This window comes from Modicisalibacter radicis (assembly GCF_900961225.1).
Taxonomy (GTDB): Bacteria; Pseudomonadota; Gammaproteobacteria; order Pseudomonadales; family Halomonadaceae; genus Modicisalibacter.
This window is the reverse complement of the sequence record NZ_CAAHFN010000044.1, coordinates 70,903-84,486: the sequence shown is the minus strand read 5'-3', so window position 1 is coordinate 84,486 and position 13,584 is coordinate 70,903. Positions and strand designations below refer to the sequence as shown.

At 65.9% G+C, this 13,584-nt stretch carries 13 protein-coding genes; 1 reads left to right on the top strand and 12 read right to left on the bottom strand.

Annotated features, from left to right (window positions below):
- Positions 1 to 71: 71 nt before the first annotated feature.
- The 11 genes from fliP to fliF all read right to left on the bottom strand — a co-directional run bounded on the left by fliP (position 72) and on the right by fliF (position 10,440).
- Positions 72 to 866, bottom strand: a complete 795-nt coding sequence (gene fliP, locus HR9077_RS02645) for a flagellar type III secretion system pore protein FliP (protein WP_244612989.1) — start codon at positions 864 to 866, stop codon at positions 72 to 74.
- Entirely contained in the window at positions 863 to 1,315 is a 453-nt protein-coding gene (gene fliO, locus HR9077_RS02640; protein ID WP_136064850.1) for a flagellar biosynthetic protein FliO, read from the bottom strand. Before fliO ends, fliP begins: the two co-directional genes overlap by 4 nt.
- A complete protein-coding gene (gene fliN, locus HR9077_RS02635; protein WP_136064848.1) occupies positions 1,312 to 1,815 on the bottom strand; it encodes a flagellar motor switch protein FliN in 504 nt (167 codons plus the stop codon). Before fliN ends, fliO begins: the two co-directional genes overlap by 4 nt.
- A complete protein-coding gene (fliM, locus tag HR9077_RS02630; protein ID WP_136064846.1) occupies positions 1,808 to 2,848 on the bottom strand; it encodes a flagellar motor switch protein FliM in 1,041 nt (346 codons plus the stop codon). The genes fliN and fliM overlap by 8 nt, the downstream gene beginning before the upstream one ends.
- A 6-nt stretch (positions 2,849 to 2,854) precedes the next feature.
- Complete coding sequence (gene fliL, locus HR9077_RS02625) at positions 2,855 to 3,340, bottom strand: flagellar basal body-associated protein FliL (protein WP_136064845.1); 486 nt, start codon at positions 3,338 to 3,340, stop codon at positions 2,855 to 2,857.
- Positions 3,341 to 3,637: 297 nt separating this feature from the next.
- Entirely contained in the window at positions 3,638 to 5,014 is a 1,377-nt protein-coding gene (locus HR9077_RS02620; RefSeq protein WP_136064843.1) for a flagellar hook-length control protein FliK, read from the bottom strand.
- A gap of 33 nt (positions 5,015 to 5,047) precedes the next feature.
- A complete protein-coding gene (gene fliJ / locus HR9077_RS02615) occupies positions 5,048 to 5,518 on the bottom strand; it encodes a flagellar export protein FliJ (RefSeq protein ID WP_136064841.1) in 471 nt (156 codons plus the stop codon).
- A gap of 48 nt (positions 5,519 to 5,566) precedes the next feature.
- The gene (gene fliI / locus HR9077_RS02610) at positions 5,567 to 6,970 is read right to left on the bottom strand and encodes a flagellar protein export ATPase FliI (RefSeq protein WP_136064839.1); all 1,404 of its coding nucleotides are present in this window, start codon (positions 6,968 to 6,970) and stop codon (positions 5,567 to 5,569) included.
- Complete coding sequence (gene fliH / locus HR9077_RS02605) at positions 6,967 to 7,698, bottom strand: flagellar assembly protein FliH (RefSeq protein ID WP_136064836.1); 732 nt, start codon at positions 7,696 to 7,698, stop codon at positions 6,967 to 6,969. Before fliH ends, fliI begins: the two co-directional genes overlap by 4 nt.
- Positions 7,691 to 8,677, bottom strand: a complete 987-nt coding sequence (gene fliG / locus HR9077_RS02600; RefSeq protein ID WP_458692903.1) for a flagellar motor switch protein FliG — start codon at positions 8,675 to 8,677, stop codon at positions 7,691 to 7,693. The genes fliH and fliG overlap by 8 nt, the downstream gene beginning before the upstream one ends.
- Before the next feature lie 5 nt (positions 8,678 to 8,682).
- Positions 8,683 to 10,440, bottom strand: a complete 1,758-nt coding sequence (gene fliF / locus HR9077_RS02595; protein WP_136064833.1) for a flagellar basal-body MS-ring/collar protein FliF — start codon at positions 10,438 to 10,440, stop codon at positions 8,683 to 8,685.
- Positions 10,441 to 10,772: 332 nt separating this feature from the next.
- On the opposite strand from fliF, the gene fliE reads away from it, so the two are divergent.
- Positions 10,773 to 11,105: a flagellar hook-basal body complex protein FliE gene (gene fliE, locus HR9077_RS02590; RefSeq protein ID WP_136064831.1), complete on the top strand. Its 333-nt coding sequence runs from the start codon at positions 10,773 to 10,775 to the stop codon at positions 11,103 to 11,105.
- 96 nt (positions 11,106 to 11,201) lie between these two features.
- Here fliE and HR9077_RS02585 read toward each other — a convergent pair whose 3' ends face one another.
- Positions 11,202 to 13,541: a sensor domain-containing phosphodiesterase gene (locus tag HR9077_RS02585; RefSeq protein ID WP_136064829.1), complete on the bottom strand. Its 2,340-nt coding sequence runs from the start codon at positions 13,539 to 13,541 to the stop codon at positions 11,202 to 11,204.
- Positions 13,542 to 13,584: the final 43 nt, after the last annotated feature.

The following is a 13,584-nucleotide window of genomic DNA, read 5'->3' as shown; positions in this document are numbered from 1 at the left end:
CGAGGCCTCCTGAAGGCGTGCGATGGCGGCTCGTGCCGAAAGGGTGAGCCGGGTAGGCAGAACATCCTGCTTCATAGGTAAAAGCTCTCGGCCAGCGAGCCGATCAGCAGTTGCCAGCCGTCGACCAGCACGAACAGCATCAGCTTGAACGGCAGCGAAATGGTCGCCGGCGGTACCATCATCATCCCCAGCGACATCAGCACGCTGGCAACCACCAGGTCGATGATCAGAAACGGGATGAAGATGGTGAAGCCGATCTGGAAGGCGGTCTTGAGCTCGCTGGTCACGAACGAGGGCAGCAGCACGCGCATCGGCACGTCCTCGGGCCCCTGAAAGGTGCCGGCGTCGGCCAGCCGCGCGAACAGGGCGATGTCCGGCTCGCGGGTCTGGGCCAGCATGAACTCGCGAAACGGCTGGCTGGCCTGCTCGATGAACACGTCGAAGTTGATCTGTTGATCCGAAAAGGGCTGCCAGGCCTGTTCGTAAACCTGCTGGAGCACCGGTGACATGATGAAGAATGTCAGGAACAGCGCAATGCCCAGCAGTACCTGATTGGGCGGTGCCGACTGCGTGCCCATGGCGGTGCGCAGCAGGCCGAGCACGATGATGATCCGGGTGAAGCTGGTCATCATCAGCAGTATCGCCGGCAGGAAGGCCATCGAGCTGAGCAGCAGCAGGGTCTGCAGGCTCAGCGACCACTGCTGGCCGCCATCCTCGAGGGGCTGGCTGGTCAGGCCGGGTACCGACTGGGCCAGCGCCGCCTGCGAGGCGAGGGCCAACAGGACCAGCAGCAGCAGGGCGGCGGTGCGACGACCGGCGCTGGCACGCCCCCGCGCGGGAGCACGGGACGGACGCAGTGCGCTCATCGCTGGTCCTCCCCATGCCCGGGGCGGCTGCCGCGTCGACCCAGCGAGCCGCGGGCATTGGCGCGTAGCGCCGTGGCGAAGCGCGCGGCGAAACCCTGCGCCTCGTCGCCAGCATGGTCGTCGCGCTCGGGTTCGTCGGGCGCGGGCAGGTCGTGCAGGCGGGTGACCTGGCCGCCCCCCACGCCCAGCACCAGCCAGGTGCCTTCGACCTCGACGATGACCACCCGTTCGCGCTGGCCGACGGCGGTGCTCGTCACGACCTTGAGATGGCGGTCGCCCCGCCCGCGTCCGGCACTGAGGCGTCGCAGCAGGTAGCTGCAGGCGAAGATCACGGCAATGACCAGCCCCAGCGCGAGCGCCGTCTTGCCGAGTACGGCGAGACCCATCAGGTCGCCTTGTGCGCTGCCGATGGTCTCGGCAGCGCCTTGGGTTGCGGAAGTCTGACTCATCGGTTGAGCTTTTGAACGCGCTCGGAGGGGGTGATGATTTCAGTGATTCGAATGCCGTACTTGTCGTCGACCACCACGACTTCACCCTGGGCGATCAGGTAGCCGTTGATCAGGATATCCATGGGCTCGCCGGCGAGACCGTCGAGCTCGATGACCGAGCCCTGGGCGAGCTCCAGCAACTGCTTGATGGTCAGGCGGGTGCGGCCCAGTTCCACGGTCAGCTTGACCGGGATGTCCATGATCATCTCGAGATCGCGCATCGAGCCGGTGGCGTCGCTCGTACCGTCCAGCGGCTTGAATACCGTGTCGCCGGCGGCCCGGGCATTGCCGGGGGCGGCCTCGGGCTCTTCCTCGACCTGATGCTCGGCTTCCTCCTGCTCGGCGAACGCCGCGGCCCAGGGATCGTCGGCGGCAGCGTCGCCTTCCGAAGCCTGCTCGGCCATGGCGCTTGCCCAATCGTCGTCGGAGTTGGTCTGGTCGGGATTCTTCGGGTCAGTCATTATCGGATTCCTTGGCTCCGGCGGTCAGGCCGGGGGCAAAAAACTTGGCGTTGGACGCCGCATGATCGATCAGGCGGCGCACGCGGAGCGCCCGCTGGCCATGCTGGCTGCCGTATTCACACTGCATGACCGGCACGCCGTCGACACGGGTGGCAACGATGTCCGGCAATTCGATGGGCAGTACATCGCCCTCCTTGAGCGACATCACGCGACCCAGGGTGGTCGTGACGTCGGCAAAGTCGGCGGTCAGCTCCACCTCGGACTGCTTGATCTCGCCGGCCATGCGCTGCCCCCACTGGCGGTCCTCCTCGGCATTGCTGTCGGTCAACGGCCCCGACAGTAGGTCGCGAATCGGCTCGATCATCGAGTAGGGCATGCAGATCTGGAAATCGCTGGACAGGTTGCCGACTTCCAGGTGGAAGCTGCTGTTGACCACGATTTCATTCGGCGAACTGGTGATGTTGGCGAAGCGCACCTGCATCTCGGAACGGATGTAGTCGATCTCAAGCGGATAGACCGATTTCCAGGCGTCGTGGTAGGCGTCGATCGCCAGCCGCAGCAGTCGCTGAATGATGCGCTGCTCGGTGTGGGTGAACTCGCGTCCCTCCGACTTGGTCAGGAAACGTCCGTCGCCACCGAACAGGTTGTCGACCACCATGAACACCAGGTTGGGCGGAAAGACCACCATGGCGGTACCGCGCAACGGCTTCATGCCGATCAGGTTGATGTTGGTGGGTACCGGGATGTGCCGCGCGAAATCGCTGTAACTCTGGTAGCGAACGCTGTCGACGGTGATGTCGGCGCTGCGCCGCAGCAGGTTGAACAGGCTCATGCGGAACTGACGGGCGAAACGCTCGTTGATGATATCCAGCGCATGCAGACGCTCGCGGATGACCCGGTGCTGGGTGGCCGGATCGTAGGGACGTACGCGCGAGCCAGCCGTCGAATCCTGGGCTGCGGTCTCTTCCTCGCCGCTGACGCCCTTGAGCAGGGCGTCGATTTCGTCCTGCGAGAGCAGATCGTCTTGAGCCATGATGTCCTATTGCACAATGAAGTCAGTGTAGAGCACGTCATCGACGTTCAATGCCGGCTGCGGTTCGCTGAAGGGCTTGTCGAACAGCGCCAGGATCTGCCGTGACAGCTTCTCCTTGCCCTGAGGCGTTATCAGGTCGTCGGCGTTCTGACTGGACAGCAGCATCAGCAGTCGGCTTCTTATCTGCGGCATATGTGTCTTGACCAGTTGGCTGGCTTCTTCGTCATCGACCTTGAGGGAAAGGCCGATATACAGCAAGCGTTGCGAATAGTCGTCGCTCTGGATATTGACGGTGAACGGTTGTACCGGCACGAAGATCGGCGGTTCCGCCTCGACAGGTGGCGCGGCTTCCGTCACCTCCTCGCTGGCGGCAGAGCGCGAGTCGAGCAGATAGTACACCCCGGCCGAACAGGCCACGGATATCAGGATGATCAGCAATCCCAGCAGCCACCAGGGCTTGCTCTTCTTGCCTTCGGTTTTCGTCTTGGCCATTGCTTACGCCGTCTTGATCGGTGATGGGAGAAGTATGCCGGCAGCAGGGCTCTCGGAGTGGCCTGAAAAGGCTGCCGATTCACGGCTATCTCGGCGTTTTGAGAAACGTGCCGTGACCCTGGGGAAGAGGGCCGAGCGCGCTGATGCCTACAGGCATATCGGCCGACGCCGGGGTTAGTGAAGGTCTTGCAGCCTGTCGGACACTACGCCGATCTGTCGCGCAGCCCGCTACTCCCGCGAGGAGCGGCCGAGTCCGACGGGCTGTCGGCATGCCGGGTTCGTCCCCGGCGCGTCGAATCAGGCGTAGAGATCCACGCCGTTGAGGGCGATGCCGCCCCTGTCCCCGAGCGGGCCATCATCGAGCGTATCGCCCGCGATGTCGTTGGTGCCAGGGGCCAGGGTTCCGGCGATGCGACCTGTCTCGGCGGTGCCGTCCGGATGCTGATCCTGGCCCTGCTGCTGATCGCCGACCATGGCTTCACCAAGCTGGATGCCGGCCTCGCCAAGCGCCTCGCGCAATTGCGGGATGGCCTGTTCCACGGCGGCACGCACATGTGGGTTGGCCGACATGAACTGGGCCTGGGCCATCTGGTCGTCGACCTTGAGATGGATCGACAACGGTCCCAGTTCCGCCGGGTGCAAGTGCAACTGGACGCGTTGGTCGCCACGCTGCTGCAGGTTGACGAGTTGCTGGCCGAGGCTCTGCTGCCATTCGGCCGAGGCCAACGGAGCGCTCAGGGTGGGTGTCTGGGCGACACTGGCACTGGCCGTGGCCGCGGACTGGCCCGCACCTGGCAGCGTGGCCGTGTGCAGGGGCAGGGCGTTCGACGTTTCCGCTGCACCCGAACGGGCGGTTGCCAGGGTTTCGCTGACGCTGCTCAGCCAGTCGCCGGCGTCGGGCTGGGTGCCGCCGGCCGCGGCGAGTGTCGAGGCGGCCTGGGTCTGCAGTTGCTGCGTCCAGTTCAGCCCGGCGTCGTTACCACCCGGGTTGGCGCCGCCTGCATTGAAGCCGGTCGAACTGGCGCCGGACGGGCCCGACTTGGCTGTGTGGCCGGCCCCGGCCAGCGTTTCACCCGCCCCGAGCAGCGTCGCCTGTGCACCGCTCGGATCAGCGCTCCTGAAGCTGCCGCCATTGGCCTGGTTAAGCAGGCTGTTTCCGATACCGCCCTGCTGGCTCGCTTGCTGGACCTGGGCGATGGCCTGGCCCAATGGATTGAGCGCGACGTCGTCGCGGAAGCGGGCGAGGGTATCCAGCCGTTCCCGAATGCCTGCCAGTTCATCGCTGCCGAGTCCCGCCGCCAGGCCGGACTCGGCGGCATCGAGATTATTCCCCGTGCTCGCCGAAGCGAGCAGCGTCGCCAGCGCCTCGGCCGAGGTGATTGGCTCACCGCCCGGGGCGCCGGCGGCGTTGGCATGGGCAGCATCCATCAGACCCCGTGTCTCGTCGCTGACCAATGCCAGATCGAGCTCGTCGGCTTTGTCGGCCTGGGCATCGGCCGGGCGATGCGTCTCGCTGCGGGAAGCGCCCTCGGCGCCGCCAGCCTTGCCGGGCTGACTGGCCTGGGCGAACAGCCGGGCGAAGCCATCGGCCGGTTGCTCGCCCTGGGCGGGTTTGCCGCCCTGGGTCCCGCTCGGCTGGCTGGAAGTAACGGCAGGCAGAGGTGACATGGCCATGTGACGGGCCTCCTTGCTTTTAACAAGTAGAGCCTAGTGGCTCGACCCGTGTCGGGATTCGTTATGCTGACGGCGCAATAGCAGGCCGTTGGCCATTTCGTCGTTCTGGCGCTGCTCGAGTCGCGAGGCGCGCTGTTGTTCGCGCTGCTCACGCCGATCCACCAGGGTGTCGTAGGCGGAAAGCTTGCGCTGTTCGTCCTGCCAATACTGCTGGCCCCGGCTGATCTGGTTCTCGCGCTCGTTCAACGACTGGCGGGCGCGCTCGATGGCATTGTCCAGCGAGGCCAGGAACTGCTGATAATTCTGCCAGCTGTCGGGGCCGATGCCATGGGCCATGGCCCCCTGCAGGCGCTCGCGATATTCCTGGCGGTAACGGAAAAGCGTATCCAGCTGGGCCTGGGCGTCGTGTCGCGCGCGTCGCAGCTCGGCCAGCTTGAGGCTGGCACTGTCGCGCGATTCGCGGGTCAGCGATATCAATGTGTCCAGTGGTGACGCTTGAGTCATGATGGTTTACCCGATTCTGGTCAGACTAGCTTTGGCCAGGATACCCGTTCAGGCGTTGACCAATCCGTCCAATACCTGCCGTGTTTCGTCGATATTCGCGCGTTCGTCGATGCGCTGCTGCAAGAAACGCTCGAGGGACGGGAACATCGAGACCGCCTGGTCGAGCTGTGGATCGTGCCCCGGGGTATAGGCGCCGACGCTGATCAGGTCGCGATTGCGCTGATAGCGCGAGACCAGTTGCTTGAACTGCTGGGCGCGGCGGTGGTGCTCATTGCTGACGATGGCGGTCATCGCCCGGCTGATCGACGCTTCGATGTCGATGGCCGGGTAGTGGCCGCCCTCGGCGAGCTGCCGCGAGAGCACGATGTGCCCGTCGAGAATCGCCCGTGCCGAGTCGGCGATCGGGTCCTGCTGGTCGTCGCCCTCGGTCAGCACGGTATAGAAGGCGGTGATCGAGCCGCCGCCCCGCGGGCCATTGCCGGCGCGCTCCACCAGGCTGGGCAGCTTGGCGAACACCGAGGGCGGATAGCCCTTGGTCGCCGGCGGCTCGCCGATCGCCAGGGCGATCTCGCGCTGGGCCATGGCGTAGCGGGTCAGCGAATCCATGATCAGCAGCACGTTGCGCCCGGCATCGCGGAAATCCTCGGCGAGGCGTGTGGCGTAGGAGGCGCCCTGCAGGCGCTGCAGCGGTGAGGTGTCGGCGGGCGCGGCGACGACCACCGCGCGGCGGCGGCCCTCCGCGCCGAGAATGTTCTCGATGAAGTCCTGGACCTCGCGACCGCGCTCGCCGATCAGCCCGACCACGATCACGTCCGCCTGGGTATAGCGGGCCATCATGCCCAGCAGCACCGACTTGCCCACCCCGGAACCGGCGAACAGCCCCATGCGCTGGCCGCGACCGACGCTCAGCAGGCCGTTGATGGCGCGAATGCCGACATCGATCTGGGTGTCGATCGGCGCCCGAGCCATGGGGTTGAAGGGCGGGGTGGCCAGCGGGGCGTGGCGCACGTCGTGCAGCTCGCCCCGACCATCCAGCGGCCGGCCGTTGCCGTCGACCACGCGGCCCAGCAGTTGATCGCCGAGCGGAAAGCGCCGTGCGCTGCTGTTGGCCTCCTGGCCGTCTCCCAGCGGCAGTACGCGCGAGCCGGGCAGCAAGCCGCTGATCTCCTCGAGCGGCATGAGGAACAGCTTTTCGCCCGAGAAGCCGACCACTTCGGCCTCGGCGTAGCGTGCCGAGGCATCGCCCGGGCCGCCCGACCGTGACGAGAGTTCGATGCGGCAGGCACTGCCCAGCGGAATGCGCAGGCCGACCGCTTCGAGCACCAGGCCGGTGGCGCGGACGATGCGTCCGCTGGCACGATAGCTGGGCAGCGCGCTGACGCGCTGATGCACGCCGCCGAGTGCGTTGCGCCAATGGCCCTGGTGGCGGTTGGCTTCGCCGACGCCGCTCATGACGACTGCCCGGTGGCGTCGACGGCGGAGTTGCGGCGACGCACTTGGTTGGCGATGCTCTCCCATCGCGACTCCAGGGTGGCGTCGAGATCGCCGTTGGCACTGGTCGCGCGACAGCCACCGCAACTGATCATGTCGTCGGGCTGCAACTGCCAGCCGGCGGCCTCGAATTCATGGCCCAACTGGGCCTTTACCAGCGTCAGGTCGGCGGGGTGCAGCCACAGCCGTGGTCGCCCTGACAGCGTCGGCTCGACATGCAGCAGTTCGCGAACGATATCCAGGATCGCCTCGGGGCGCGCTTCGAGGGCTTCGCCGGCGAGTTGGCGGCCGGTGGCCAGCGCCAGATCGACCAGATGCTCGGCGATCTCCTCGTCGAGGGTGGCAAGCGCCTCGCCGAACTGCTCGGCGAGCGGCAGCAAGGGGTCCAGCGTTTCGCGGGTCTGGCGCTGCATCTCGGCTTCGCCGGCCTCGCGACCCTCTTTCAGCCCCTCCTCGTAGCCGGCTTGCTGGCCCTGCTCGAAACCTTCCTGATAGCCGGCCTGGTAGGCTTCCTGGCGGGCCTGCTCGCGCATCGCATCGAGTTCGGCCTGGCGACGGGCGGCCTGCTGGCGCATCAGTTCGCGGCGTTCGCGCTGGCTGCGCGCCTGGTCGGGACTGCCCAGCTCATCCATTCGCCAGCGCCGCCAGGCGCCGTCGTCATGCTCGGGATTGACCAGGTAATCAGACATAGCTGTCGTCGCCTCCGCCCAGGGCTATTTCGCCGCTGTCGGCGAGTCGGCGCACGATCTGCAGAATGGTCTTCTGTTCGGCCTCGACCTGGGATACGCGAATCGGGCCGCGGGCCTCGAGATCTTCCTGCAGCATCTGCGCGGCGCGCTGCGACATGTTGGCCATGAACTTCTCGAGCAGCGCGTCGGGCGCGCCCTTGAGCGCCACCACCAGGGAGTTGGTGTCGACCTCCTTGAGGATCAACTGGATGCCGCGATCGTCGATGTCCATGAGGTTCTCGAACAGGAACATCTCGTCGATGATCTTCTGCGCCAGGTCCTCGCTGTGGGCGCGCACGGTATCGATGACGACCTCTTCCTGGGCGGAGTTCATCAGGTTGAGGATCTCGGCCGCGGTCCTCACGCCGCCCATCTTGCTGCGCTTGAGGTTCTGACCGTCGAGCATGCCGCCGAGCACTTCGGTGAGTTCCTGCAGGGCGGCCGGCTGCACGCCGCTGAACGTGGCGATACGCAACACCACGTCGTTGCGCAGCTTGTCGTCGAACAGCTCGAGAATGCTCGCCGCCTGATGCCGTTCGAGATGGACGAGGATCGTGGCGATGATCTGCGGATGCTCGTCGCGGATCATCTCGGCGACCATCGACGGCTCCATCAGGTTCAGCGAATCGATGCCCGAGGCGCTGCTGGTGCTCTCGAGGATGTCCTCGATCAGGCTCGAAGCGCGATCGCTGCCCAGCGCCTTGGTCAGCACCGAACGGATGTGGTCGCTGGAGTGCAGGTTGACGGCGGTGAACTGCTCGGCCTCGTCGTGGAATTCGGCGAGCACCTGGGTCATCTCCTCGTGGGAGACCTGGTCGAGCTTGGCCATCTCCATGCTGATCTCCTGGACCTCCTTGGCGCCCAGGAACTTGAAGATTTCGGCTGCGCTGTCTTCATCGAGGGAGAGCAGCAGGATTGCACCGCGGCGGGCGCCGGTCATTTCGATCATTTGTCGTTCATCCAGCTTCTGACGATCATGGCTACCAGCCGCGGATCCTCCTGGGCGATCTCGCGGGCATCCTTGAGGTTCTGCTCGTAGGCATTGGCGCGACGGCGGCGGCGCGGCGGTGCCTCGGCGGCTTCGTCCAGCGCGTCCTCGTCGGCATCCTCGTCCTCGCTGCCGGCGGCGGTCATGGCGCCCGGATTACGCAGGGCGGCCGACTGGTTCGCGGGCAGGGCCGCGCTCTGACGCTTGATCAGCGGGCGCAGGACCATGAACCACAGGAACAGTGCGGCCAGGGCGACCAGCAGGTAACGGCCCAGGGTCATCGCCAGCTGCAGCATCTCGGGTGTCTGCCACCAGGGGACTTCCACGACCGTCTCTTCGTTTTCGGTGAACGGGCTGTTGACCACCTCTATGGCGTCGCCACGCACTTGCGAGAAGCCGACGGCCTGACGCACCAGACGCTCGATCTGCGCCAGCTGTTCGTCGCTGAGCGGTTGCTTGACGCGCTCGCCGGCCTCGTTGACACCATCGCGGTAGTCGACCACGACCGCTATCGAGAGACGTTCGAGACCGCCGCGCTGGAACTGGGTGTGCTCGACCTGGCGATCGACCTCGTAGTTGACGGTGTCGTTGCGGTCCAGGCGACTCGGCGGCTCGTTCGCCTCGTCGGTGCCCTGGGCATCGCCGGCATTGTCAGCGCCTTCACCCTCGTCGGCGCCTTCTGCGTCCACGCCATTGTCGATCGGCGAGGCGGCGGTACCCGGCGGTGTATTGGAAAGTGCCCCGGGGATGCCGCTGGGCAGGGCATCGCCACCGGTGTACGACTCGCTCACCTGACGGCTGCGGACGGCGGCTTCGTTGGGCGGCTGATTGGGCGAGTAGCGCTCGGCGGTCTGCTCGCGCTTGGAAAAGTCGACCTGCGCCGCGACCTGGGCGCGCACGTTGTCGACGCCCAGGATCGGTGCCAGGATGCGCTCGATATTGGTCTGGTAGGCCGTCTCGATCTTCTTGACGTAGCTCAGTTGAGTGCCGTCGAGGCCGCCCAGCTGGCTGCCATTGCGTGACAGCAATCGGCCATCCTGATCGACCACGGTGACCGCTTCGGTGGCCAGTTGCGGGACGCTGCTGGAAACCATGTGCACGATGGCGTTGATCTGGCCATCGCCGAGCACCCGGCCGGGCTCGAGGGTCAGTACCACCGAGGCCTTGGCGGGTTCGCTCTCGCGCACGAACACCGAGGGCTTGGCCATTGACAGATGCACGCGGGCCTGGGAAACCGGGCCGAGTGCCTTCATCGACTGGGCGAGTTCGCCCTCGAGCGAACGCTGGAAGTTGACCTGTTCGGCGAACTGGCTGATGCCGAAGGCCTGATTGTCCATCAGCTCGAAGCCGACATCGCCGCCCTTGGGCAGGCCCTGCTCGGCGAGCTGCAGGCGCAGCGTGTGAACCTGATCGGCGGGTACCAGCAGTGCGCCGCCGCCCTCGCTGAACTGGTAGGGAATGCCACGGGCGTCGAGTTCGTTGATGATGCTTCCGCCGTCGGAGTTGCTCAGGTTGCTGTACAGCACCCGGTACTCGGGGCTGCGCGCCCACAGCAGCAGCACGGCGATCAGGGCGATCGCCGCGGCGGCGGCAATGATCAAGGGGATGCGCGGGTTCTCGCGCAACTGCTTGAGCAGCCCTTGCGCGGAAGCGCCCTGCGACGAGGCATTGGCTGCCCGGGGGTTGCTCTGCTGCGAAGAGGCGACGTCGCTCATGAGCGCCCTCCGCCAAGGGTCGGGCGCATCAGGACGGCGGTGTTAGCGTCGGCCCGCGCATATCGGGTCGGTGCAGATAGCATTTTAATATCCGGCTCCAGCATCCATCGATTCCAAGTCCCGGTTGCGCTTGTCGTGGCGATCGGTAGGCGATGTGCCTGCCGGGCTGGGCGCTTTGTTGAGGGGACGGTCGTGTGATGGAGGCCATTATCCGCAGGTGCTGTCGCCCTAAAGGCAAGAAAAGCCCCATTTTTGAAGCTCAATTGCGGCCATGATCGGCCGGCGTCGATGCTAGGCTTGCCTTCATCCACCAATGGGGCAGGAGAATCGCCATGAGCGCACCCGCCATTCAAGCGGCCTTGCAACAGATGCAGAGCCTGGCCAACCAGGCCAGCGCGACCCAGGCCGGCCGCGGCCAGCAGCTGGCGACGTCAGTGGGGCAGGGCGGCTTCGCCGATGCGTTGCAGTCGTCGATCCAGAAGATCGACCAGCTGAAGAAAAAATCCGATGCCAGCGTAAAGGCGTTCCAGGCCGGCGATCCGGATGTCGCGCTCAACGACGTGATGGTCGACATGCAGAAGGCCAGCATCGGCTTTCAGATGGGAGTGCAGGTGCGAAGCCGCCTGGTGACGGCTTACAAGGACATCATGAACATGCAGGTATAAGCGGCGAAAGCGTAGCCTTCGACTCCGTTTTCCTCCGATCCTCTCGGCGAGTGGCGTGAACGCTGCTTGTGCGGGAGCGTTGGCGTTTTCTCGCCATCACTGAGCGTTGTGCGCCAGCAGGTCGCGCGCCGGACGAGCCAGCAGATAGCCTTGGGCGCGGTTGCAGCCCAGCCGGCGCAGATAGTCGAGCTGGGCCGGCGTCTCGATGCCCTCGGCGCAGACGTTCCTGCCGAAGCCGCGGCACAGCGTGAGCAGCGACTCGACGATCGCCCGGTCCTCGGACGAGCCGGGCAGCCCGGCGATGAACGACTTGTCGATCTTGACGGTATCGAAGGGGAACTGCTTGAGATGCGAAAGCGACGAGAAGCCGGTCCCGAAATCGTCGAGGGCGATGGCGATCGATTGCCGATGCAGCGCCTCGAGTTGTTGACCGACCCAGTGCGGTGACTGGATCAGCGCCGTTTCGGTGATTTCCAGTTCCAGCGCCGAGGCGGGCAAGCCGCGACGGTTCAGCGCCTCGACCAGGTAATCGGCCAGCCGGGTATCGTCCATCAGCTGGATGGCGCTGATATTGATGCTGACGAAGAAATCGGCGGGTAACCGTGGCCGGTTCGCCGCCAGGGTATCGAGCGCCTGGTCGATGATCCAGCGACCCACCTCCACCATCAATCCGCTCTGTTCGAGAATCGGCACGAAGACATCCGGCCCGACCGTCTGCTGGTCGGGCACCTGCCAGCGTAGCAGCGCCTCGGCGCCGCACGGCCGCTCGAGCGCCTGGAGCGACCACTGTGGCTGAAAATCGAGATGGAATTCGCGCCGCTCGAACGCGCCGGCAAGACGCCGTTCGATCGCCTCGTGGCGGCTGGCTTCGTCGAGCATGCCGCTCAGGTACTGACGCACGCGGTTGCGACCATGTTGCTTGGCGCGTACCAGTGCCGCATTGGCGCGTCTCAAGAGTTCTTCGGGGGCCGTCTGGTAGAGGCTGTGTGCCGTCAGGCCGACACTGACGGTCAGCTGTAGCCCCTCGATGGCACGGAAGCGGTGGCTTTCGACCGCCTCGCGCAGGTGCTCGGCAAGCTGCGATGCCTCGCAGGCCTGCTCGAGCGGTACGCTGACGGCGAACTCGTCGCCCCCCAGCCGGCCCAGGCAGGCCTCGGCACAGGGCGCGATCAGGCTGCTCAAGTGCTGGGCCAGTTCGCAGAGGATGGCGTCGGCCTGGGTCGTGCCGTGGGCATCGTTGATGCGCTTGAAACGATCGATGCCGAACACGGCGACCAGCTGGACCCGCTTGCCCTGTTCGGAAACGTGTTCGCCGCGGGCCAGTGCGCGCAGGAAGCCGGTGCGGTTGAGCTGGTGGGTGAGGCCGTCGTGGTGGGTGATCCACTCGATCTCGCGTTGTGCCTCCAGGGTTTCGCGCAGGTCGCGGGCGACGATGATGAACCGGGCTCCCTCGAAGCGGGGCGAGGGCGCGCACTGGATCTGTGCCTGGACCGGCAGCGTTTCGCCGCTGCGACAGAGCAGGTTGGCGTTCAGGCGCAGAGCCCGCTTGCCATGGTGCGCCGCCAGACGCTCGCCGAGCGCGGTAACCGACAGCGCCTCATCGAGGGTGCCGGGGGAGAGTGCCAGTAACTCGTCGCGGGAATAGCCCAGTCGCTCGATGGCGCCCCGATTGCAATAGCTGAAGCGCCGCGTCCGCTCGTCGACGATAAGAATCAGGTCGAGAGTGGCGTCCAGCGTGGAGCGAAATTCGTCGAGCTGTGCCAGCTGGTCCTCATCGCCGTGGGCCGGCTCCAGCGCCGCGTAGGGGCGTTGCCAGCGCTCCTCGACAGCTAGCGCCGGCCGTGGTGAATCCTGCCCCGGCCGTGGTGAATCCTGCCCCGGCCGGGGGGCAGCTGCATGGTCCGGCCGCGCCCGTCGGCGGGCGGTATGGCGTTCGATTTCGAGCGTGGTCAGCCGGGCCAGGAGTTCGAGCGTCTCGCGCTCCCGGGCATCGAGCGCACGCGGCGAGGCGCCGACGATACAGAAGGCGCCCAGGGGCATCCGGCCGGGGCCGTAAATGGGCGCCCCGGCATAGAAGCGGATGTATGGCTCGCCTCGTACGTAGGGGTTGTCGGCGAAGCGTGGGTCGGCCAGCGTATCCTCTATCGCCGTTACCGTGTCGGATTCCAGGGCGTGGGTGCAGAAGGCGTGTTCGATGGGCATTTCACGCACGGCCGGGCCGCAGGCCGACTTGAGCCATTGGCGATGGGCGTCGAGCAGGCTGATCCAGGCGATCGGCGTCTCGAACAGACGGCAGGCCAGCTGTGTCAGGTCGTCGAAACGCGCCTCGCTGGGCGTGTCCAGCAACTTCGTTGCACGTAGGGCGGCAAGCCGCCGGGGCTTGGTCAGCATGGCCTTGCGCATCCGATGCTTCGAGGCAGTGCGCTGCGGTGTCATCGGTGGCCTGTCTCCTTTCTTCCTTGTTGGCTGCGTCTCCGGT

Coding starts and splice junctions, on each gene's coding strand:
- fliJ (WP_136064841.1), bottom strand. CDS start 5,518: ATGACTCAAGCGTCACCACTGGACACATTGATATCGCTGACCCGCGAA.
- HR9077_RS02585 (WP_136064829.1), bottom strand. CDS start 13,541: ATGACACCGCAGCGCACTGCCTCGAAGCATCGGATGCGCAAGGCCATG.
- fliI (WP_136064839.1), bottom strand. CDS start 6,970: ATGAGCGGCGTCGGCGAAGCCAACCGCCACCAGGGCCATTGGCGCAAC.
- fliL (WP_136064845.1), bottom strand. CDS start 3,340: ATGGCCAAGACGAAAACCGAAGGCAAGAAGAGCAAGCCCTGGTGGCTG.
- fliH (WP_136064836.1), bottom strand. CDS start 7,698: ATGTCTGATTACCTGGTCAATCCCGAGCATGACGACGGCGCCTGGCGG.
- fliP (WP_244612989.1), bottom strand. CDS start 866: ATGAGCGCACTGCGTCCGTCCCGTGCTCCCGCGCGGGGGCGTGCCAGC.
- fliE (WP_136064831.1), top strand. CDS start 10,773: ATGAGCGCACCCGCCATTCAAGCGGCCTTGCAACAGATGCAGAGCCTG.
- fliG (WP_458692903.1), bottom strand. CDS start 8,677: ATGACCGGCGCCCGCCGCGGTGCAATCCTGCTGCTCTCCCTCGATGAA.
- fliO (WP_136064850.1), bottom strand. CDS start 1,315: ATGAGTCAGACTTCCGCAACCCAAGGCGCTGCCGAGACCATCGGCAGC.
- HR9077_RS02620 (WP_136064843.1), bottom strand. CDS start 5,014: ATGGCCATGTCACCTCTGCCTGCCGTTACTTCCAGCCAGCCGAGCGGG.
- fliM (WP_136064846.1), bottom strand. CDS start 2,848: ATGGCTCAAGACGATCTGCTCTCGCAGGACGAAATCGACGCCCTGCTC.
- fliF (WP_136064833.1), bottom strand. CDS start 10,440: ATGAGCGACGTCGCCTCTTCGCAGCAGAGCAACCCCCGGGCAGCCAAT.
- fliN (WP_136064848.1), bottom strand. CDS start 1,815: ATGACTGACCCGAAGAATCCCGACCAGACCAACTCCGACGACGATTGG.